This window comes from Paracoccus bogoriensis (assembly GCF_019431455.1).
Taxonomy (GTDB): Bacteria; Pseudomonadota; Alphaproteobacteria; order Rhodobacterales; family Rhodobacteraceae; genus Paracoccus; species Paracoccus bogoriensis.
On record NZ_JAHYSR010000006.1, the window covers coordinates 99,405 to 120,074 of the forward strand.

At 65.8% G+C, this 20,670-nt stretch carries 16 protein-coding genes and 1 pseudogene; 10 read left to right on the forward strand and 7 right to left on the reverse strand.

The window, feature by feature from the left end; genetic code table 11:
- Window positions 1-6 precede the first annotated feature (6 nt).
- From KY389_RS04725 to KY389_RS04735, 3 genes are all read left to right on the forward strand, one after another.
- Window positions 7-3,093, forward strand: coding sequence for an efflux RND transporter permease subunit (locus KY389_RS04725; RefSeq protein ID WP_219829653.1), 3,087 nt, complete (start codon window positions 7-9; stop codon window positions 3,091-3,093).
- A 142-nt stretch (window positions 3,094-3,235) separates the two neighbouring features.
- Window positions 3,236-4,294 carry an aldo/keto reductase gene (locus tag KY389_RS04730; protein ID WP_219829655.1) on the forward strand — a complete coding sequence of 353 codons (1,059 nt, stop codon included), beginning with the start codon at window positions 3,236-3,238 and terminating at the stop codon, window positions 4,292-4,294.
- Between the two features lie 72 nt (window positions 4,295-4,366).
- Window positions 4,367-5,311 (forward strand): DnaJ C-terminal domain-containing protein, encoded by a 945-nt coding sequence (locus KY389_RS04735; RefSeq protein WP_219829657.1) that lies wholly within the window; start codon window positions 4,367-4,369, stop codon window positions 5,309-5,311.
- Here the strand turns inward: KY389_RS04735 and KY389_RS04740 are convergent.
- The 3 genes from KY389_RS04740 to ccmI all read right to left on the reverse strand — a co-directional run bounded on the left by KY389_RS04740 (window position 5,308) and on the right by ccmI (window position 7,304).
- Window positions 5,308-5,487, reverse strand: a complete 180-nt coding sequence (locus KY389_RS04740; RefSeq protein ID WP_219829659.1) for a DUF1289 domain-containing protein — start codon at window positions 5,485-5,487, stop codon at window positions 5,308-5,310. The two genes, KY389_RS04735 and KY389_RS04740, sit on opposite strands and share 4 nt — an antisense overlap.
- Before the next feature lie 120 nt (window positions 5,488-5,607).
- On the reverse strand, window positions 5,608-6,078 hold the full coding sequence (ruvX, locus tag KY389_RS04745; RefSeq protein ID WP_219829661.1) for a Holliday junction resolvase RuvX: 471 nt from the start codon (window positions 6,076-6,078) through the stop codon (window positions 5,608-5,610).
- Window positions 6,075-7,304 (reverse strand): c-type cytochrome biogenesis protein CcmI, encoded by a 1,230-nt coding sequence (gene ccmI / locus KY389_RS04750; RefSeq protein WP_219829663.1) that lies wholly within the window; start codon window positions 7,302-7,304, stop codon window positions 6,075-6,077. Before ccmI ends, ruvX begins: the two co-directional genes overlap by 4 nt.
- 172 nt (window positions 7,305-7,476) lie before the next feature.
- Between ccmI and KY389_RS04755 the strand changes: the two genes are divergently transcribed.
- From KY389_RS04755 to KY389_RS04770, 4 genes are read left to right on the forward strand one after another with little or no spacing between them, the layout of a single operon-like run.
- A complete protein-coding gene (locus KY389_RS04755; protein WP_219829665.1) occupies window positions 7,477-7,758 on the forward strand; it encodes a hypothetical protein in 282 nt (93 codons plus the stop codon).
- A gap of 12 nt (window positions 7,759-7,770) precedes the next feature.
- On the forward strand, window positions 7,771-8,337 hold the full coding sequence (locus KY389_RS04760) for a DUF1523 family protein (protein ID WP_219829667.1): 567 nt from the start codon (window positions 7,771-7,773) through the stop codon (window positions 8,335-8,337).
- The gene (deoC, locus tag KY389_RS04765; protein WP_219829668.1) at window positions 8,334-9,275 is read left to right on the forward strand and encodes a deoxyribose-phosphate aldolase; all 942 of its coding nucleotides are present in this window, start codon (window positions 8,334-8,336) and stop codon (window positions 9,273-9,275) included. Before KY389_RS04760 ends, deoC begins: the two co-directional genes overlap by 4 nt.
- A 19-nt stretch (window positions 9,276-9,294) precedes the next feature.
- Window positions 9,295-11,631, forward strand: a complete 2,337-nt coding sequence (locus KY389_RS04770) for an aldehyde dehydrogenase family protein (protein WP_219829669.1) — start codon at window positions 9,295-9,297, stop codon at window positions 11,629-11,631.
- Between the two features lie 141 nt (window positions 11,632-11,772).
- Here the strand turns inward: KY389_RS04770 and KY389_RS04775 are convergent, their stop codons facing one another.
- The 3 genes from KY389_RS04775 to KY389_RS04785 all read right to left on the reverse strand — a co-directional run bounded on the left by KY389_RS04775 (window position 11,773) and on the right by KY389_RS04785 (window position 15,570).
- Window positions 11,773-12,750: an ABC transporter permease gene (locus KY389_RS04775; RefSeq protein ID WP_219829670.1), complete on the reverse strand. Its 978-nt coding sequence runs from the start codon at window positions 12,748-12,750 to the stop codon at window positions 11,773-11,775.
- Window positions 12,743-13,750, reverse strand: a complete 1,008-nt coding sequence (locus tag KY389_RS04780) for an ABC transporter permease (protein WP_219829672.1) — start codon at window positions 13,748-13,750, stop codon at window positions 12,743-12,745. The genes KY389_RS04775 and KY389_RS04780 overlap by 8 nt, the downstream gene beginning before the upstream one ends.
- 116 nt (window positions 13,751-13,866) lie before the next feature.
- Window positions 13,867-15,570: a peptide ABC transporter substrate-binding protein gene (locus tag KY389_RS04785; RefSeq protein ID WP_219829674.1), complete on the reverse strand. Its 1,704-nt coding sequence runs from the start codon at window positions 15,568-15,570 to the stop codon at window positions 13,867-13,869.
- A 244-nt stretch (window positions 15,571-15,814) separates the two neighbouring features.
- Between KY389_RS04785 and KY389_RS04790 the strand changes: the two genes are divergently transcribed.
- From KY389_RS04790 to purU, 3 genes are all read left to right on the forward strand, one after another.
- Window positions 15,815-17,647 carry an ABC transporter ATP-binding protein gene (locus KY389_RS04790; RefSeq protein WP_219829675.1) on the forward strand — a complete coding sequence of 611 codons (1,833 nt, stop codon included), beginning with the start codon at window positions 15,815-15,817 and terminating at the stop codon, window positions 17,645-17,647.
- 73 nt (window positions 17,648-17,720) lie between these two features.
- Entirely contained in the window at window positions 17,721-18,887 is a 1,167-nt protein-coding gene (locus tag KY389_RS04795) for a M20 aminoacylase family protein (protein ID WP_219829677.1), read from the forward strand.
- Window positions 18,888-19,025: 138 nt separating this feature from the next.
- Window positions 19,026-19,910 carry a formyltetrahydrofolate deformylase gene (gene purU / locus KY389_RS04800; RefSeq protein WP_219829678.1) on the forward strand — a complete coding sequence of 295 codons (885 nt, stop codon included), beginning with the start codon at window positions 19,026-19,028 and terminating at the stop codon, window positions 19,908-19,910.
- 552 nt (window positions 19,911-20,462) lie between these two features.
- On the opposite strand, the pseudogene KY389_RS04805 reads toward purU, so the two are convergent.
- Window positions 20,463-20,670 (reverse strand): annotated as a pseudogene (locus tag KY389_RS04805) (IS110 family transposase); the annotation flags it as partial.

A 20,670-nucleotide genomic window follows, 5' to 3' on the forward strand; every position in this document is an offset into this window, starting at 1 on the left:
GCCGACATGCGTGGCTCCATTGCCGCCGCCTCGATCCGGCGCCCGGTCGCCGTCTGGATCGTCATTCTCATCTGCGTGCTCGGGGGTCTCTGGGGCATGGGGTCGGTCGGCCGCCTCGAGGATCCGGGCTTCACGCTGAAGACCGCGCTGGTCTTCACGCCCTATCCCGGCGCCACCGCCGACGAGGTCGAATCCGAGGTCAGCGAACCTCTGGAAAGCGCCATCCAGCAAATGCCGCAATTGCGGCGCATCGAATCGAAGTCGATGCCCGGCCTGTCGCAACTGACCGTCGAGATCGAGGACACTTACGGCCCCAGGGAGATGCCGCAGATCTGGGACGAATTGCGACGCCGGATCGGCGATGCGCGGGACAGCCTGCCGCAGGGCGCGCTCGATCCCATCATCAACGACGATTTCGGGGATGTGTATGGCCTCTATTACGCCGTCTCGGCCGAGGGATATTCGCCCCGCCAGATGCGCGAGATTGCGCGTCAGCTGCGCCGGGGGCTGGTCACGGTGGATGGCGTCGCCAAGGTCGATATCGGCGGCCTGATCCAGGAAGATGTGGTGGTCGAGATCAGCGCGACCCGGCTGGAAAGCCTGGGCCTGCCGCCCGCGCAGCTGGTCGGCGCGATCGCGACCGACAACGCCGTCCTGGCGCAGGGCACCGTCGCCAGCGACCTGTTGCGGCTGCGTCTGGGCCTGCCGCCCGGCTATGCCACCCCCGAGGGGATCGAGGCGCTGCGCGTCGGTCAGGCAGGCGCGACCGGTCAGCTGAGCCTGGCCGACATCGCCACCGTCCGGCGCGAGATTTCGGAAACGCCGGACCTGATCGTGACCCATGGCGGAGCGCAGGTCTTTACACTTGGCGTTTCGGCCATCACCTCGCGCAACGTGGTCGAGGTCGGCCACGCGGTCGAGGCGCGGCTGCGCGAACTGATGGCCGAACTGCCCCCGGGCGTCACCTTGTCGCCGATCTATGAACAGCACAAGGTGGTCGATCAGGCCGTGTCGGGCTTCATCATCAGCCTTGGGCAATCGGTGGGGATCGTGGTGGCGGCCTTGATGGTGGCGATGGGCTGGCGGGCCGGGGTGGTGGTGGGCAGCACGCTCTTGCTGACGGTGATGGCGACCGTGATGTTCATGGCGATCTTCGGCATCGAGATGGAGCGCATCTCGCTTGGCGCGCTGATCATCGCGATGGGGATGCTTGTGGACAACGCCATCGTCATTGCCGAGGGCATGGTAATCGGCATCGACCAGGGCAAGACCGCCGAGCAGGCCGCCGCCGACACCGAGGCCGCGACCGGCATTCCGCTTCTGGGCGCGACCATCATCGGGATCATGGCTTTTTCGGGGATCGGGCTTTCGCCGGATGCGACGGGCGAGTTCATGTTCTCGCTGTTTGCGGTGATCGGCATTTCGCTGCTGCTCAGCTGGATTCTGGGCGTCACGGTCACGCCCTGGCTGGGGGCCTGGCTGCTGCGGCCGTCGAAATCGGCAGGGGGCGGCGCCTATGCCGGGCGGCTCTACCGCGTCTATGGCTGGCTTTTGCGCGGCAGCCTGCGGGCGCGCTGGCTGGTGGTGGCGGTGGTGGTGGCGACCACCCTGGCCTCGGTCATGGTCTTCGGAGGGGTCAAGCAGCAGTTCTTCCCTGCCTCGACCACGCCGCTGTTCTATGTCCATTACAGTTTGCCGCGGGGTGCCGACATTGCCTCGACCCAAACCGATCTGGAACGCATCGCCGCGCGGCTGGCCGAGGCGCCGGGCGTGACGGATGTGACGACCTTCGCCGGGGGCGGGGCTGCGCGCTTCATGCTGACCTATCAACCCGAGCAGCCAGACCCGTCCTATGGGTTGGCGCTGGTGCGGGTGCAGCGGGCCGAGGATATTCCCGCCCTGGTCGCCGAATTGTCCCGCACGCTGCCCGCCGAATTCCCCGCAGGCCATTTGCGGATCGAGGAGCTGGTCTTTGGCCCGCCGACCGGCGCGGATGTCGCGCTGCGGATTTCGGGCGATGATCCGGCGGTGCTGCGCGCGCTGGCGGCGCAGGCGCAAGAGATCATGCGCGACAGCGGCGTGCTGCGCGACCTGCGCCATGATTGGCGTCAGCCGGAACTGGCCATCGTGCCGATTGTGGACGAGGCGCGGATGCGGCTGGCGGGCATCACGCGCAGCGCCATCGCAGACACGATCCTCTATGGCAGCTCGGGTCTGAGAGCCGGATCCCTGCGCGAGGGCGACACGCAATTGCCGATCCTGCTGCGACGTCCCGAGGCCGAACGCAGCGGCCCCGAAGGCCTGATCGACCTGTCGGTCTGGTCGGACGGCGCAGGAGGTTACGTTCCGATGCGCCAGGTCGTTGACCGGATCGAGATTCGCACCGAAGAGGCCCTGATCCATCGCCGCGACCGGGTCCGCACCCTGACCGTGCAGGGCGAGGCGATTGCCGGTCTGACCGCCGATCAGGCCTTTCGGAAGCTGCGCCCGATGATCGAGGCGATGCCTCTGCCGCCCGGCTACAGGATCGAATGGGGCGGCGAATACGAGAGTTCGACCGAGGCGCAGGCCTCGCTTGCCGCGCAGTTGCCGCTTGGATTTCTGGTGATGCTTGTGATTTCGGTCCTGATGTTCAACCGGCTGCGGCAGCCTGCAATCATCTGGCTGGTCGTGCCGATGGCGGTGACGGGCATGTCGCTTGGACTGCTGGCGACGGGGCTGCCCTTTACCTTCACGGCGCTTCTGGGTCTGCTGTCCTTGTCGGGGATGCTGATGAAGAATGCCATCGTGCTGGTCGAGGAAATCGACGCGCGCCGCCATGCGGGCGATCCGCCGCTTGCGGCGCTGGTCGATGGCGCGATCAGCCGGTTGCGGCCGGTTCTGCTGGCGGCGGTCACGACGATCTTCGGGATGCTGCCGCTTCTGGCGGATGCCTTCTTTGCCTCGATGGCGGTGACGATCATGGGGGGGCTGGCTTTTGCCACGGTGCTGACGATGATTGTCGTTCCGGTGCTTTACGGGCTGATGTTCGGCATCCGCGTCGGCGGCCGGGATACCGGCCGCGCCGGGCCGGCGGCGCAGGTCGCGGGCTAGGACGGACCTGTCTCGCCAGGGCGCCTTGCGCTGGCGCGCGAAACGTCCAATTGTCACTCGCAGCGACGACCGGGCCAGGCTGAAGGGCCTGGCCGGTCGTATCCGCTGCGGCTGCGCGGCACGATATCGGATGAGGGATGACATGGACAGAACCACATTGGGCGGCAGCGGCGTCGAGGTCAGCACGATCTGCCTTGGCACGATGACCTTCGGCAACCAGACCGACGAGGCCGAGGCCCATGCCCAGCTGGATGCCGCCCTGGATGTCGGCATGACCTTCATGGATTGCGCCGAGATGTATCCGGTGAATCCCGTCCGCCGCGAGACCGTGGGCCTTTCGGAAGAGATCATCGGCCGCTGGCTGGCCCGGACGGGCCATCGTGACCGGGTCGAGATCGCCACCAAGATCACCGGACCCAGCCAGATGGTGCGCGACGGGGCGCCCTTTGACGGGGCGACGGTGCGGGCCTGCATCGACGCCTCGCTGCGGCGGATGCAGACAGACCGGATCGACCTCTATCAGCTGCACTGGCCAGTGCGCGGATCCTATGCGTTCCGGCAGAACTGGAACTTCGACCCCTCGGGGCAGGACAAGGCCAGGACGCTGGACCACATGGCCGACGTGCTGGAGGCTTTGGCCCAAGGCGTGCGCGCGGGCAAGCTGCGCGCCGTGGGCCTGTCCAACGAGAGCGCCTGGGGGCTTGCGCGCTGGTGCGACGTGGCCGACCGCATCGGGGCGCCGCGTATTGCCACGATCCAGAACGAATATTCGCTGCTCTACCGGATGTTCGATACCGACCTGGCCGAGGCGGCGGTGAACGAGAACGTCACCCTCCTGGCCTATTCGCCGCTGGCTGCAGGGCTGCTCACCGGCAAATACGCGGGCGGTGCGGTGCCCGAGGGCAGCCGTGCGGCGGTGGACAAGGCCACGGGCGGGCAGGGCAATCTGGGGGGGCGCAAGACGGCGCGCGGGCTTGAAGCGGCCTCGGCCTATGCGGCGCTTGCGGCCGAGCATGGCTGGGATCCGGTGCATATGGCGATTGCCTGGCAGCTCACGCGGCCCTTCCCCAACGTGCCGATCATCGGGGCTACGACGCTGCCGCAATTGCGCCATCTGATCGCGGGGCTGGGCCGGTCTCTGCCGGACGATCTGCACCGCGCCATCGAACGGCTGCACAAGAGCCATGCGATGCCCTATTGAGAGGCGCTATTGATGACGGACGCGTGGCCTCTATCTTGAGGTCAAGTTCAAGCAAGTTCAGAGGGTAACCAGATGACAGGCGATCCCTATCAGGTGCTTGGCGTCCCCAGGACGGCCAGCGCGGAAGACATCAAGAAGGCCTATCGACGTATCGCCAAGACCCATCACCCGGACCTGAATGCCGATCCCGAGGCGGTGGCACGGTTCAAGGCCGCATCGGCGGCTTACGACCTGCTGAAGGATCCCGAGCAGCGTCGCCGCTATGACGCGGGCGAGATCGACGAACAGGGCCAGGAACAGGTGCGCGCCCGCTATTCGCGCGCCCATGCGGGCGGGCCCTTCGGCGGCGGTCCCTTTGGTGGCGGGCCCTTCGGCGGCGGACCGGGGGCAAGCGATCCCGATCTGGGCGATGTCTTTGCCGACCTGTTCGGGCATCGTGGCGGCGCGCGCGGTTTCGGCGGCTTCGGCTTCGGCGGTCGGGGTGGCGGCATGGACCGGCGCGGCGAGGATCTGCGCCACGCGCTCGAAGTCGATTTCCTGACCGCCGCGCGCGGTGGACGGATGGATCTGATGATGCCGGACGGCGCCAAGATCAGCGTGACCATCCCCAAGGGCGTGCGTGACGGCCAGCAGATCCGGCTGCGCGGCAAGGGAGGGCCGGGCCTGGGCAAGGGCGCGCCGGGCGACGCCTATCTGGACATCACCGTGAAGCCGCACCCGGTGTTCCGTCGCGAGGGCGACGATATCCACGTCGTCTTGCCCATCACGCTGGACGAAGCTGTGCTGGGTGGCCGGGTCGAGGCGCCGACCATTGACGGGCCGGTCAGCCTGACCATCCCCGCCGGCGCGACCAGCGGCAGGCGGCTTCGTCTGCGCGGGCGCGGGATCAACGGGGGCGATCAGCATGTCGAGCTGCGCATCGCCATGCCCGCCACCGTCGATCCGCAATTGCGCGCCTTTTTCGAGACCTGGCGCAAGGATCACGGCTATGACCCGCGCCGCGGCATGATGGGCTAGCGCGCCGCCTTGCGGGCGGGTAGCGCGTCCAGCACGGCCTGTTGCTGGTCGATGGTCATGGCGGCCCACCGCGCGATTTCGTCAAGGCTACGCAGACAGCCGATGCAGAGCCCGCTGGTCTCGTCGATCCGGCAGAGGCGGATGCAGGGGCTGGTGGGGGCCGCCTGCGCCGTCATCGGACAGCCGCCTTGTGTCGGACAGCGCCACGGGGGAGCAGGACGGGCCGTGCAAAGCCCGGCCCGGACGCGGCCGCTGGGCTTTGCGCCGCGCTGCGCGCGGCGGCCTGCGGCCCGGTCTCAGCGCGCAAGGTAGGACAGCCGGTCCAGTGCGCCCTGCAGGATATAGCCTGCGGCGACCTGGTCGATCACCTCGGCCCGGCGCTTGCGCGATGTGTCATCCTCGAGCAGCGCGCGTTCGGCGGCCACGGTCGAAAGTCGCTCGTCCCAGTAGCCGATGGGCAAGGGCGTCAGCGCCGACAGGTTGCGGGCGAAGGCGCGGGTCGATTGGGCGCGGGGGCCTTCGCTGCCATCCATGTTGCGCGGCAGACCGAGGATCAGACCTGCCAGCGCGCGTTCCTGGACCAGCTTCAGAAGCTGGGCTGCGTCCTGCGTGAACTTCGTGCGGCGGATCACCATCAGCGGCGATGCGACCTGACGCAGCCCGTCGCTGACCGCCACGCCGATGGTCCTGGTGCCCAGATCCAGCCCGGCCAGCCCGCCATGGCGCGGCAGCGCGGCGGCGAATTCGGTGATCTCCTCGTGGATCATTGCACCAGCCCCGCCTGACGCGCGGCCTCGGCAATCGGGGCCAGGGCGGTTTCCGAGCCCGCGAAACGCACTTGCGCCTCATCCCAGATCGCGCGAGCATCGGCCGCGCGGCCAAGAACCGAAAGCGACTGGATCAGCCGCGCCCATTCCTCGGGCGTGCCGCCCTCGGTGGCAAGGCGCGATTGCAGCCCGGCGACCATATCCTCGATCATCGTCTGGCGGTCTGCTTCGGGCAGGGACATCGCATCCTCGATGCCAGCGGCATCGGGGCCAGGCAAAGAGGACGCGACCGGGGCGGGCGGGACGTAATCGACGATTCCTGCGAGCCAGGCCAGATCCTCGATCGTGGCCCGGATCGGCGGGATCCAGGACGCGCTTTCGGGGCCTTCCTCAAGCAGGCGGCGCCACAGCGGAAAGGCGCGGTCGGGGCGCCCGTTCTGGATCTGCATGACGCCCAGAAGATAGCGGGCCTGAGGCTGGGTCGGGTCGATCCGCAGGGCGCGGACCAGAAGCTGTTCGGCCTCGGGGGTGATCAGGCCGCCCGCGGCCTCGATCATCAGCGCGGCAAGGCGCATCAGGTCGGTCGGATCGGGCCGATCACCCTGCACCGCGATCAGCCTTTCAGCGGCCTCGCGCGCGGCGGCGATATTGCCAAGCCGCATTTCGTTCGTGACCAGCAGCGACAGGCCACGCGGATCGTCGGGGTTCTGCGCCACGGCGGCGCGAAGCTGATCCACCAGCTCCAGCCATGCCGGATCGGCCTCGCTCAGATCCATCGGAGGGCGTGGCGCGGCGGCGGCTTCGGCCTCGGCCTGGCTGGGGCGGTTGCGATAGGCAGCCTCGGCAGCGGCAAGGCGTTCGGCGATGGGCATGTCGGGTGCGCCCGGCACGCCCTCGCGCAGGTAGAGCAGGAAACCGCCCGCGAGCAGCACCACCAACAAGACCGTCGCAACCACCCCGCCGCCCTGCGCGCCCGAGGGGCGAGCCTCGGCCAGACGGCGGTCGGCATCCAGCACCTTGCGCCCGATCTCGGCGCGCAGGCGCTGCGCGTCGTCGGGCTGGATCACGCCGCGTTCCAGGTCGCGGTCCACCTCGCGCAGTTGGTCACGATAGACGCGCAGGTCATAGGCCGCCGCCGGCTGGCTGTCGGTTCGCCCGCGCCAGACCGGCGCCAGAACGACCCAAGCCACGATCGCCGTCATGGCAAGACTGATTATCCAGAACATCGCAATCCTCCGATTGGTCGCGTGATACCCGGCTTCGGCCGCGCACGAAAGCGCCGCCTTGGCGCATCACGGCAATTCGTTCCCCCGACGGGCCTGACGTGACGCGACATCTGGTCCCCCCCCAAGGCCGCGTGCTAGGCTAGGCTCGATGGCACGCAGGGGGGCGCGTATCTTGGCGGCACTGATCCGGCTGTTTCTGGTCATGTTCGTGGTGCAGCTTGTATTCTACGTGCTGTTGCGGATCTATGTCCGCTCGCTCAGGATCGAGCGGCTCGAGAACCGATGGGATGCGCGCCATCCCGACCAGGCGGGCGACACGCCTGCACGGCGTGCCTTTATCGCCCGTTCGATGGTGGGGTTCGAGCGCAGCCTGAAGGCGCGGCTGACCGCGCTGGTCTTTGTTCTGCCGACGCTGGCGGTGCTGGCCATCGTCATCGCGGTCAACTGGCGCTAGGAGGTGCCGTTCATGTATTACGCCCGTGTCGTGGTCGGTGTGCTGTTCGGCGTGCTGGTCTTTGCCTTTCTGGACTATACGTTGCCGTCGCGTGAAACCGTCAGGATCAGCAACACCTACAACCGGCTGACGGCGATCCCGCCTTCGGCCGCGATCTTCTGGGCGGCCGACAGCGCCGGCACGGTCGAGAATGCGCAGGGCCAGCGCGATGTGCGCTTCATCGACACGATCCGGCCCAATGGCCGCGTGCGGGTCTATCGCAACGAGGATACCGGCTGGGTCTGGCCACCGTATTTCAAATACGACAGCGCGAACCTCCAGGCCGAGGCCACCAATCTGCAATCCTCCGCGCAGGAGCCGATCTGGGTCAGCATCACCTCTTACGGCTGGCGGATGCCGTGGCTTTCGACCTATCCCAACGCGATCTCGATCAACACGGTATCCGGCCCCGAGGACCGGCCCGTGAACTGGCCTGCCATGCTGATTTGCGGTGTCCTGCTGGCGCTGCTGGTGCTGATCTGGCGGATGTGGGCGCAGTTTCGGCAGCGCGGTCTGTCGCGCTTGCGCAAGAGGACATGATGAACAACCCCGGCACCGACCTGCGGCTGGACTGGTTCCAGAACGTCCGCATCAACACTCCTGCGGTCGAGCGTCGCGCCGCGACCCTGCCCGCCCGGCGCAGCCTGAAAAAGGACCACCAGGCGGCCTGGCTTCTGAACGCCGTGCGCTGCATCGACCTGACCACCCTGGCGGGCGACGATACGCCCGACCGGGTGGCGCGGCTCTGCGCCAAGGCACGCCAGCCCATCGGCGCCGACCTGCTGCAGGCCATGGGTGTCAGCGGCCTGACCACCGGGGCGGTCTGCGTCTATCCGACGATGGTGGCGCCCGCCAAGCGCGCCCTGGGCAACAGCGGCATCCCGGTGGCCAGCGTGGCGACGGGGTTTCCGGCCGGGCTGATGCCCCTGGACCTGCGCCTGGCCGAGATCCGCTATGCCGTGGATCAGGGCGCGGATGAAATTGATATCGTCATCACCCGTGCCCATGTGCTGCGGGGGAACTGGACCGCGCTTTACGACGAATTGCGCGCCATGCGCGAGGCCTGCGGTGCGGCGCGGATGAAGGCGATCCTGGCCACCGGCGATCTGAAGTCGCTGGAGAATGTCGCCCGCGCCAGCCATGTCGCGATGCAGGCGGGATCGGACTGGATCAAGACATCCACGGGTAAGGAGGGCGTGAACGCCACCCTGCCGGTTAGCCTGGTCATGGTCCGCACGATCCGCGATTTCCATGCCCGGACCGGCATCAAGGTGGGCTTCAAGCCTGCGGGTGGTCTGCGCACCGCCAGGGACGCGATCAACTGGCAGGTGCTGATGGCCGAGGAGCTGGGCCGTGACTGGCTGACCCCGAACCTCTTCCGCATCGGCGCCTCCAGCCTTTTGGGCGACATCGAGCGCCAGATCAGCCACCATGTGACCGGCCGCTACGCGGCTTCCCACCGCCAGGCGCTAGCCTGAAAACAAGTCGAGCCGCCAGATGACCAGAGTGAGCGAGATCATGCAGACGATGGAATACGGCCCCTCGGTCGAGGACAGCACCGCCGTGCGCGACTGGCTGTCCCGTCGTGGCCGCTTCGGCCATTTCATCAACGGCAGCTTCACGAAGCCGGGCCAGACCTTCGAGACCCGCGATCCCTCCACGGGCGAGGTTCTGGCGCATGTGAGCCAAGGGACCGAGGCCGATGTGAAGGCCGCCGTCAGGGCCGCGCGCCGCGCGCAAAAGGGGTGGGCGGCGCTGTCCGGCACCGAGCGCGCGCGCCATCTTTACGCATTGGCGCGGCATGTGCAGAAACGCGAACGCTTCTTGTCGGTGCTGGAAACGCTGGACAACGGCAAGCCGATCCGCGAGGCGCGCGACATCGACGTGCCGCTGGTTGCGCGGCATTTCTATCACCATGCGGGTTGGGCCGAACTGCGCGATACGCGCTTTCCGGGCCTCGCGCCTCTGGGCGTCTGCGGCCAGATCATCCCGTGGAACTTCCCGCTGCTGATGCTGGCCTGGAAGATCGCGCCCGCGCTGGCGGCCGGGAATACGGTCGTGCTGAAACCCGCAGAATACACCCCCCTGACCGCCTTGGCCTTCGCCGAGATCTGTCAGGAGGTCGGTCTGCCCAAAGGCGTCGTGAACATCGTCACCGGCGACGGTGCGACGGGGGCTGCGCTGGTCAAGGCCGATGTGGACAAGATCGCCTTCACCGGCTCGACCGAGGTCGGGCGCGGCATAGCACAGGCCCTGGCCGGGACAGGACGCAGGCTGACGCTTGAACTGGGCGGAAAATCACCCTTTGTCGTGATGGAGGACGCCGATCTCGACGCGGCCATCGAAGGCGTGGTGGACAGCATCTGGTTCAATCAGGGCCAGGTCTGTTGCGCCGGCTCGCGCATCCTGGTGGCCGAAGCGGTGGCCGAACGGTTCGAGACCTTGCTGCGCGCCCGCATGGCTCGCCTGCGTGTCGGCGCGCCCCTGGACAAGTCCACCGATATCGGCGCCATCGTCGATCCGGTGCAGAAGGACCGCATCCTGTCGATCTGCCGCGCCGCGACCGAGGCCGGGGCGGAACTGGTCGGCGGCCAGTCACAGGACGGTTGCTTCATCGCGCCCGGCTATCTGAAGAACATCGCCCCCGCCAATCCGGGGGCAGAGCAGGAAATCTTCGGCCCCATCGCCACGTTCTCGACCTTCCGCACGGCCGATGAGGCGGTCGAACTGGCCAACAACACCCGCTACGGCCTCGCGGCCTCGATCTGGTCGGAAAGCGCGACCGTGGCGACCGATCTTGCCGCGCGGATCAAGGCCGGGGTGGTCTGGATCAACAGCGCCAACATCTTCGACGCGGCGGCCCCCTTCGGCGGCTACCGCGAAAGCGGATATGGCCGCGAGGGCGGCGCGGCGGGGATGCTCGAATATCTCGCCGAGCCCCCGGTTCGGCCGGCACGCGACGCGGCGACCACAGTGCCCGTCGCCACACCTGAACGGGCCACGACGGCAGGGCAGGGGATCGACCGGACGGCCAAGCTCTATATCGGCGGCGCGCAAAAGCGTCCCGATGGCGGCGCGATGTATGCGGTGCCGGGCGGACTTGCGCCGCTTGGCGGGCGCAAGGATATCCGCAACGCGGTCGAGGCCGCAACGAAAGCCGGAAAATGGGCGGCGATGGGCGGCCATGGACGCGCGCAGGTTCTCTATTTCCTGGCCGAAAACCTCGCGGCCCGCGCCGACGAATTCGCAGGCCGCACCAGCCCGTCCGAGGTCGAGGCCGCCATTGCGCGCATTTTTCACTATGCCGCCTGGGCCGACAAGTTCGACGGCACAAATGTTCAGGCCAAGGCCGGACATCTGGTGAATGTGCTGCCCGAGCCTTATGGCGTGATCGGTATGACCTGTCCGAACGCGCAGCCGCTGACGGGCTTTCTTTCGCTGGTCCTGCCCGCCATTGCGATGGGCAACGCGGTCGTGGCGATCCCCTCGCAGACCGACCCGCTTCCCGTCGCCGACCTTTACCAGGTCTTTGACACCTCGGATCTTCCAGCCGGCGTCGTGAATATCGTGACGGGCGCGCGGTCCGAACTGGCCCCTGTCCTTGCCGCCCATGACGAGGTCGCCGCCTTCTGGCACGCTGGCCCGCCGCAGGAACGCGCGGCCATCGACAGGGCGGCCACGGGCAACCTCAAGCCGGTCTTCTCCATCCAGAACCGCGACTGGACGGGACCACAAGCGCAGGGAGAGGATTTCCTGCGCCATGCGACGCGCTGCAAGACCATCTGGATGCCCTATGGCGCCCTGCCCGCAGGCAGCGGCAGCGCAGCCTATTGATGCCGAAAGGGGGTTTCCCGCCCCCCTCTTGGCCTCTGGCCAATTCACACCCCCCGGGATATTTCTACCCAGGCAAATGGCCTTTGCCTGGGTCCAAATATCCCGGGGAGTCGCTGTCACGCGACGGGGGCAGAGCCCCCTTTACCGCCCCCGGATGCGCGGGTCCATCGCGTCGCGAAGCCCGTCGCCGATATAGTTCACACAGAGCACCGTCAGCGAAATCAGCAGTCCGGGGAAGATCACCCGCCAAGGGTAGAGCACCATCTGGTCAACCGCGTCGAAAAGCAGCCGGCCCCAGGTCGGGAAATCGGGCGGGAACCCCAGGCCGAGAAAGCTGAGGGCGGATTCGGTGATGATGGCGGTTGCGATGCCAAGCGTTGCCGCGACCATGATCGGCGACATGACGTTGGGCAGGACGTGTCGCAGGATCAACCTGTGGGCCGGGGTGCCGATCGAACGTGCGGCAAGGATGAATTCGCGTTCCTTCAGGCCCAGCACCTCGCCGCGGACGATGCGGGCCGCCTGCATCCAGCTGGTCGCGCCGATTGCGGTCACGATCAGCAGAAACATCCCGAATGCCGAGCCGAAATTCTGCGACAGGGGCTCGCGGAACAGCGTCACCATCAGCAGAAGCAGCGGCAGCAGGGGCAGTGCAAGAAAGAGCTCGGTCATCCGCATGAGCGGTGCGTCGAGCCTGCGGAAATAGCCTGACAGCACGCCGATCAGGCTGCCGAGAAAGATGGCGATGATCATTGCCGTCAACCCGACCGCAATCGAGACTCGACCCCCGGCCATCAGCCGTGCCAGCAGATCCCGGCCCAATTGGTCGGTGCCCAGAGGATGCGCCAGGGAAAACCCCTGGTTTCGGGCGCGGATATCCACATAGGTCGGGTCGATTCGCCAGATCAGGGGGCCGATCGAGACAAAGAGGATGATCCCCCCAAAGACTGTCAGCGCGACCATTGCGCCGCGATGGCGTCGGAACTGGCGCCAGATGTCGGACCATTGGCTGCGGTGGTTTTCGTTGTTTACCGCCATCACGGCGGACGAAAGTGCGGCCGGATTCGTGGCGCCTGCGGCCGAGGTCACGTCAGGGGTCGGGCGTTGCGGCTCAGTCATAGCGGATCCTCGGGTCGAGCACGCCATACAGGATGTCTGCGATCAGGGTGAAGACCACGATCAGGATGGCGAAGATGAAGGTCAGCGTCATCACCATCGGGATGTCGTTGGCGTAGATGGACGAGATCAGCAATTGCCCAAGTCCGTTCACGCGGAACACCTGTTCGGTGATGATCGCGCCGCCGAAGACCGCAGGCAGACCAAGCGCGATCACCGTCACGACCGGGATGAGGCTGTTGCGCAGTGCATGTTTCAGCACGACCTTGCGTTCCGACAGGCCCTTGGCCCGTGCCGTGCGGATGTAGTCCTGGCTGAGATTGTCCAGCATCGAAGAGCGCATGAACCGGCTGATCTGCGCGGCATTGTAGAGCGCCAGCACCGTCACGGGCATGACCATCTGTCGGGCCTGCGCCAGAAAGCTGTCCCAGTCCCGCACGACAAGCGTGGTATCATAGACCGAAGGAAACCATTGCAGGTTCACCGCAAAGACGATGATAAGCACAACCCCGGTGAAGAAGGTCGGCATCGAGAAACCGACCATCGAGATGAAAGTCCCGATCTGGTCGAACAGGCTGTATTGGCGATAGGCCGATAGGATCCCGATGGGAATCGCGATCAGGACGCCCACGACATAGGACATACCGACGACGGTCAGCGTCTGCGGCAGGCGCTGCGCGATCACGTCGAAAACCGGGCTGCGCGACTGGAAGCTGACGATGCGCTGCATCCCCTCGCTGAAGCTGGTGCCGAACCAGCGATCGGTCCAGTAGAGCGGCTCGACCCAGAAGAATTGCTTGAGCCACAAAAGATAGCGGATCGGCCAGGGTTCGCCCAGACCAAGCGCGGCGCGCATCCGTTCGCGGACCTCGGGCGGCACGGTCAACGGCACGTCGCCCAGGGGATCGCCCGGCGATGCCTCAAGCAGCAGGAAGATGACCAGCGAGATGAAAAGAAGTGTCGGGATCGCCAGCAGAAGCCGGCGGATGATGAATGTCAGCATGGCGCCTCAACAGCAAGGGACAGGCATGGGCCGCCTCTCTGTCGTGGCCCCGCGCAAGGGCGGGGCCGGGAAAGAGAGGCGCCGCCCCGGTCGCGCGGACCAGAGCGGCGCGGCGGTCACTGCGGGATGCGGTACCAGTCCACCGCGTTCCAGATCTCGCTGTCCCAGGCGTTCAGCTCGACTCCGCCAAGCGAATTGGAATGGGCCGACGCGGTGCCGCGATAAACCAACGGGATGATCGCGTTGCTGTCCTTGGTCAGCATGTCATTCATGCGGCGGCCCATGGCGGCGCGTTCCTCGGGGTCGATGATCGTGCCCAGCTCGCTGACAAGCCGGTCATATTCTTCGTCGCAGAAGCGGCTGATATTCTCGCCCTGCCACTGGTTCGCAGGCGAGGGCGCCTTGTTGCAGGTGAATTTCGACAGATAGGCTGTCGGGTTCACACCGTCGAAATTGTCGGCATACATCTGCACGTCCGCATAGAACTTTTGCAGCGTGTCGGGTGAGCCCGCATCCGATCCGAAGAAGACCGAGGCGTCGATCGTCTTCAGCTCGGTCTCGATGCCGATTTCAGACCACCATTGCTTGATCAGCGCCTGAAAGTCCTGACGCACCGCGTTGACCGAGGTCTGAAAGAGCATCCGCAATTCGACGCCATCCTTGGCGCGGATGCCGTTCGGGCCGCGCACCCAGCCCGCCTCGTCCAGCAGGGCGTTGGCGCCCTCGATGTCCTGGGTCAGGCATTCGGTGTTGTCAGACGCCCAGGCCTCGGGCGCGGGGACATAGTTGCAGGTCGGCTGACCGGCGGTGCCATAGCCGATCTCGACCAGCAATTCGCGGTCGATCGCCATGGACAGCGCGCGGCGCACGGCCGGGTCGGACAGGAAGGGATGCGGATGCGCGCGGGTCGAACGTTCATCGGCCGGCAGCGATGACGAGGGGTCGGTCAGGTTCACATGGATCCGTTCGACAAGGCTGCCGAAGGCGGCCGAGACCTGGCCGCGACCGGCGGCGACCATGCCGGCGATCACGTCCGGGGCCAGTTGGGTGTTCCAGGCATAATCGAACTCGCCCGTTTCCAGCACCGAACGCGCGGCGCCTGCAGCGTCGCCCCCGCCCTTGACCAGCACCGTCGCGAAGGCGGGCTTGGCCGGGTCGCGGTATTCGGGGTTCGCTTCCAGGCTGATCGTGTCGTTGGTCAGGAACTGCGTCACCCGGAAGCCGCCGGTCCCGATCGGGTTGAAGTTCTGTTCGGTGCAGGTGGGCGCATCGGCCCCAAGGCAGTTCTGGAACTGCGCCTTTTGCAGGATCGGCGTCTGCGAGCCGACGAAGGCGGTAAAGGGATCGGGGCGCGGCTCGGTGAAGTTGATGCGCACGGTATGCGGATCAATCGCCTCGACCGAAGCGACGCCCTCGAACTTGGCCAATTGCGAACAGCCGCCTTCGGGATGCATGCAATATTCGGCTGTAAAGACCACGTCATCGGCGGTGAAGTCGGTGCCGTCCGACCATTTCACGTCGTCGCGCAGCTTCCAGGTGACCGAACGCAGATCCTCGGCGATACCGCCATTCTCGAGGCTGGGCAGTTCGGCGGCCAGGCGCGGATACATGTTCCCCTGTGCGTCGAAGCCGGCCAGAGGTTCCAGCGTCAGGCTGGAGGCGATCATCTCCTTGGTACCACCTGACAGATAGGGGTTCATCGTCGAGGGGGCCTGCCACAGGATCATGTTCAGCTGGCCATCGCGGCCGCGTTCGGCCATCGCGGCTGGTGCCATGACCAGCGTCGCGGCGGCGCCCATCAGAACGGTCTTCAATCTCATCACTCTCTCCTGTCGGGTGTCGTGTGCGTGGGGCAGTCACGTCACACCGGCCTTCTTCGGGCCATCTGTCCGGTCCTTCCCGCCTCTGCCAGCGTCGGGCTGCCCCAAGCGGAATGCGCGCATCATCAGATGAAGACCGCGCGAAAAGCAAGTCCATTCGCACAGGCTCGCACATGCGGTTTCGGCTTTGACTTTCGCAGGGCATTGGCTAGCCTGCCCTCTTGGATCTTGCCGGGGGCCTGTGATGCTGGATGAAAAACCACTTGTTTCCATCGAGAAACTGCGCGTCGAGTTCGAAACGAACGACGGCGTGGTGGTGGGGGTCAAGGATGTCAGCTTCCAGATCAGGCCCGGCGAATGCGTCTGCGTCGTGGGCGAATCCGGGTCGGGAAAGTCCGTCAGTTCCCTGTCGCTGATGCGGCTTGTCGAATATGGCGGCGGCACGATCGCAGGCGGCAGCCTGATGTTCGACACGGGCGATGGCAAGCCCATCGACCTGGCGCGCCAGTCCAGCGCCACGATGCGCGACATCCGCGGCAACCAGATCGGCATGATCTTCCAGGAACCGATGACGGCGCTGAATCCGGTCTTTACCGTCGGCGACCAGTTGACCGAGGGGCTGATCGCCCATCGCGGGCTGACGAAATCCGAGGCCCGCGCCCGCGCGTTGGAGATCCTGCGCCAGGTCCGCATTCCCGAACCCGAACGCCGCATGAGCCAATATCCGCACGAATTGTCGGGCGGGATGCGCCAGCGCGTTGTCATCGCCATCGCCATGGCCTGCGAGCCGCGCCTGCTGATCTGCGACGAGCCAACCACGGCGCTGGACGTGACCATCCAGGCCGAGATCCTGGCCCTGATCGACCGGCTCAAGCGGGAAAAGCAGATTGCTGTCCTGTTCATCACCCATGACATGGCGGTGGTCGCGCAGATGGCAGACCGCGTCGTGGTCATGTATCGCGGCGCCAAGGTCGAGGAAGGCCCTGTCGAGCAGATCTTCGAGAACCCGCGCGAGGATTACACAAGGATGCTGCTGGCCGCCGTGCCGCGTTTGGGCGAGATGACCGGCAAGCCTGCGCCCGAACGGCTGCGCCTGATGCGCGACGGCAGCGTCTCGACACCCCAGCCGATCATCGTCCAGAACCCGAAGCCGCTGCTGAGCGTGAAGAACCTGACGACGCGCTTTCCCGTCAAGGGCGGCATCCTGCGCCGCACCGTGGCGCGCGTCCACGCGGTCGAGGATGTCAGCTTTACCCTGAATGCGGGCGAGACCCTGTCCCTGGTCGGCGAATCGGGTTGCGGGAAATCCACCACCGGCCGGTCGATCCTGCGTCTGGTCGAACCCGAATCGGGCAGCGTCGATCTGGACGGCACCGATGTGCTGGCCCTGCCGGCGCGCGCGCTGCGCCGGGCGCGGCGCGACATGCAGATGATCTTTCAGGATCCGTTCGCCAGCCTCGATCCGCATATGAAGCTCTATGACCAGGTGGCCGAGCCGCTGGAGAATTACGGCATCGGCTCGCGCAGCGAGCGGCAGGATCGGGTCGCCGCCCTCTTCGACCGGGTGGAACTGCCCCGCAGCTTCATGCGCCGCTATCCCCATGAAATGTCGGGCGGCCAGCGCCAGCGCATTGCGATCGCCCGCGCCCTGGCGCTGAACCCGCGGCTGATCATCGCCGATGAGGCCGTGTCCGCGCTGGATGTGTCGGTGCAGGCGCAGGTGTTGAACCTGCTGATGGAGTTGCAGCAGGATCTGGGGATTTCCATGCTGTTCATCAGCCATGACATGGCGGTGGTGGAACGCGTCAGCCATCATGTCGGCGTCATGTATCTGGGGCGCATCGTCGAGATCGGCACCCGCCAGCAGGTTTTCGAGAACCCCCAGCACGCCTATACGCGGCAGCTCATGGCCGCTGTTCCGGTAGCCGATCCGCGCCAGAAGAAGATCCGCGAGGATCTGAACTTCCGCCCCATTCCCTCGCCGATCCATCCGGTGGATTACATTGCCAGGCCGTCGATCTATCGCGAAGTGGCGCCGGGCCATCGGGTGCTGGTCGATCCGGTGACGCATTCCTAAGGCAGGCGGCATCCGGCCTCTTGCAGATGATGCAGGAAATCGCCACGCTACCGCCGTGAAGGAGACCGAACCAATGCCTGTCAAGAACCGATTTGCCGAATTGCTGCCCGAAATCACCGCCTGGCGCCGGGATTTTCACGAGAATCCCGAACTGCTCTACGAGGTGCATCGCACGGCGGGACGGGTCGCCGAATTGCTGCGTGAATTCGGCTGTGACGAGGTGACGACAGGCGTGGGGCGCACCGGCGTCGTGGGCGTGATCAAGGGGCGCACCAACAATAGCGGTCGCGTGATCGGCCTGCGCGCTGATATGGACGCTCTGCCCATCCATGAACAGACCGGCGCGCCCCATGCCTCGAAAGTGCCCGGCAAGATGCATGCCTGCGGCCATGACGGTCACACCGCCATGCTGCTGGGGGCCGCGAAATACCTGGCCGAGACGCGCAATTTCGACGGCACCGCCGTGGTGATCTTCCAGCCCGCCGAAGAAGGCGGCGGCGGCGGTCTGGCCATGGTTCAGGACGGCCTGGTGGATCGCTGGAAGATCGACGAATTCTACGGCATGCACAACATGCCCGGCCTGCCGGTGGGCAGTTTCGCCATCAAGCCCGGCCCGATGATGGCCGCCGCCGACCAGTTCGACATCACCGTGACCGGCAAGGGTGGCCACGCGGCCAAGCCTCATGACTGCATCGACACGACGCTGACGGCGGCCCAGATCATCGTTGCGCTGCAATCCGTGGTGTCGCGCAACATCGACCCGCTGAAAAACGCGGTGATCTCGGTCTGTGTCGTCTCGACGGATTCGACCGCGCATAACGTGATCCCGCAGGTCGTGACGCTGAAGGGAACGGCCCGCAGCCTCGACGCTGGCGTGCGCGACCAGCTGGAAGAGGGCATTACCCGCGTCGCCACCCATGTCGCGGCGGCGATGGGGGCCACGGCGGTCGTCGATTACCAGCGCGGCTACCCCGTGACCATGAACGACGATCAGGCGACACAATGGGCCGCCGAGGTAGCGCGCGCCATCGCCGGGGACATCAAGACCGACATGGAGCCGATGATGGGGGGCGAGGATTTCAGCTACATGCTGAACGAACGCCCCGGCGCCTATATCTGGGTCGGCAATGGGGATACGGCCATGGTCCACCACCCGGCTTATGATTTCAACGACGAGGCGATCCCGGCTGGCGCAAGCTGGTATGCCGGCATGGTCGAGGCCCGCCTGCCGGCCGCGTGACCACGACCCGATGTCGCGGCGCGGCCGCGCGCCGTCGCAAACGGATTGTCATTGGCGAAGGATCGGGGGAAATGTCACAGGGCGCGAGACTGTGATCTCGCGCCCTTCTCACGTCCGATGTCAAGGAACGACCGACGCATGAACAGCTATACCCTGCGCGTGACCTGCGCCTCGACCCGCGGCATCGTCGCCGCCATTTCGGGCGCGCTTGCGGATGCGGATTGCAACATCACCGACAGCGCCCAGTTCGACGATGCCGAGACCGGCCGCTTCTTCATGCGCGTCAGCTTCCGGTCCGAGGGCGCGGCCACGCTGGACAGCCTGCGCGCCGATTTCGCGCCCATCGCGGACCGCTTCGGAATGCAGGTCGATCTATCCGATGATGCGGTCAAGAAAAAGGTCGTGATCATGGTCAGCCGGTTCGGGCATTGCCTGAACGATCTGCTCTATCGCTGGCGGATCGGGGCGCTGCCGATCGAGATCGTGGGCGTCATCTCGAACCATATGGATTACCAGAAGGTCGTCGTGAACCACGACATCCCGTTTCATTACATTCGCGTCACGCCCGAGAACAAGCCCGAAGCCGAGGCTGCACAAATGCGTGTGATCGAGGAGGCCGGCGCCGATCTGATTGTCCTGGCGCGCTACATGCAGGTTCTGTCGGATCGGATGTGCCAGCAGATGTCCGGACGGATCATCAACATCCACCATTCGTTTCTGCCCAGCTTCAAAGGCGCCAACCCCTACAAGCAGGCCTATGAACGCGGCGTGAAGCTGATCGGGGCGACCAGCCATTATGTGACCGCAGATCTGGACGAAGGACCGATCATCGAACAGGATACGGTGCGTGTGACACATGCCCAATCGCCTGCCGATTACGTAAGCCTTGGCCGCGATGTCGAGGCACAGGTTCTGGCCCGCGCGATCCACGCTCATATCCATGGGCGTGTCTTTTTGAACGGCGACAAGACTGTGGTCTTTCCGCCCTCGCCGGGCAGCTATGCCAGCGAACGCATGGGCTGAGACCCGCCGCGAATGGCAGGCGGGCAGGGGACTTTGCGCCCCCGTCCCGCAAGCCCGCCCCCCGGCAGGAGATCTGTCCCGAGGCAAATCCTGGAGCGTCTCAGCCGTTCCCGAACCGGTAGGTATTCCTCACGGGGCTTTGTGTGATTCAGAATACCTGGCTGTTCAGTCCCGGCATCTGGTGGATCGGGTTGACGATGACACTGCCTGCTCTGAAGTCCAGACCTTGCAGACGTCTTCTTAGGGCCTGATTGTCATGCGCTCGAACCTGCGTTTGCCAGTGGGCTCGAACCATGTATGGATGGCTCCCGCAGGGAAAGGGTTTTTCGGTTGATGCTGGTGTAATATCGGTTGCGGCCATGTATACGGCGTCTGGATTGCAGCACGTTGGCTGCGCGCCCTGATGAATGTCCGCGGTCGCTTTGGTCCCAATCAATGGCACGCGCTTCAAGGCGCTCCGGTCCGAACAGGGTGTCCTTGGCGATATGTCCGTCATTTGCCATCATCTCACGATGCACTTGCCTTCTGGGGGGGGTAATTCCCCCGCGTCTGTCAGACGGCAGTTGCCGCCCGGAACTCCGTATGGTTCTTCATCAGCGCATAGGCTGTGCGCGCCCTGCGGTTGGCGAGAGCGATTGCGGCCTGTTTTGGCTTCTTGCGGCTCATGATCTTCCACAGCCAGCCTTCGCCAGCCTCACGCCGACGCCGCGCGCTGACCTGCGCGATGGCGCCCAGATAAAGCAGCCGGCGCAGATGCCTG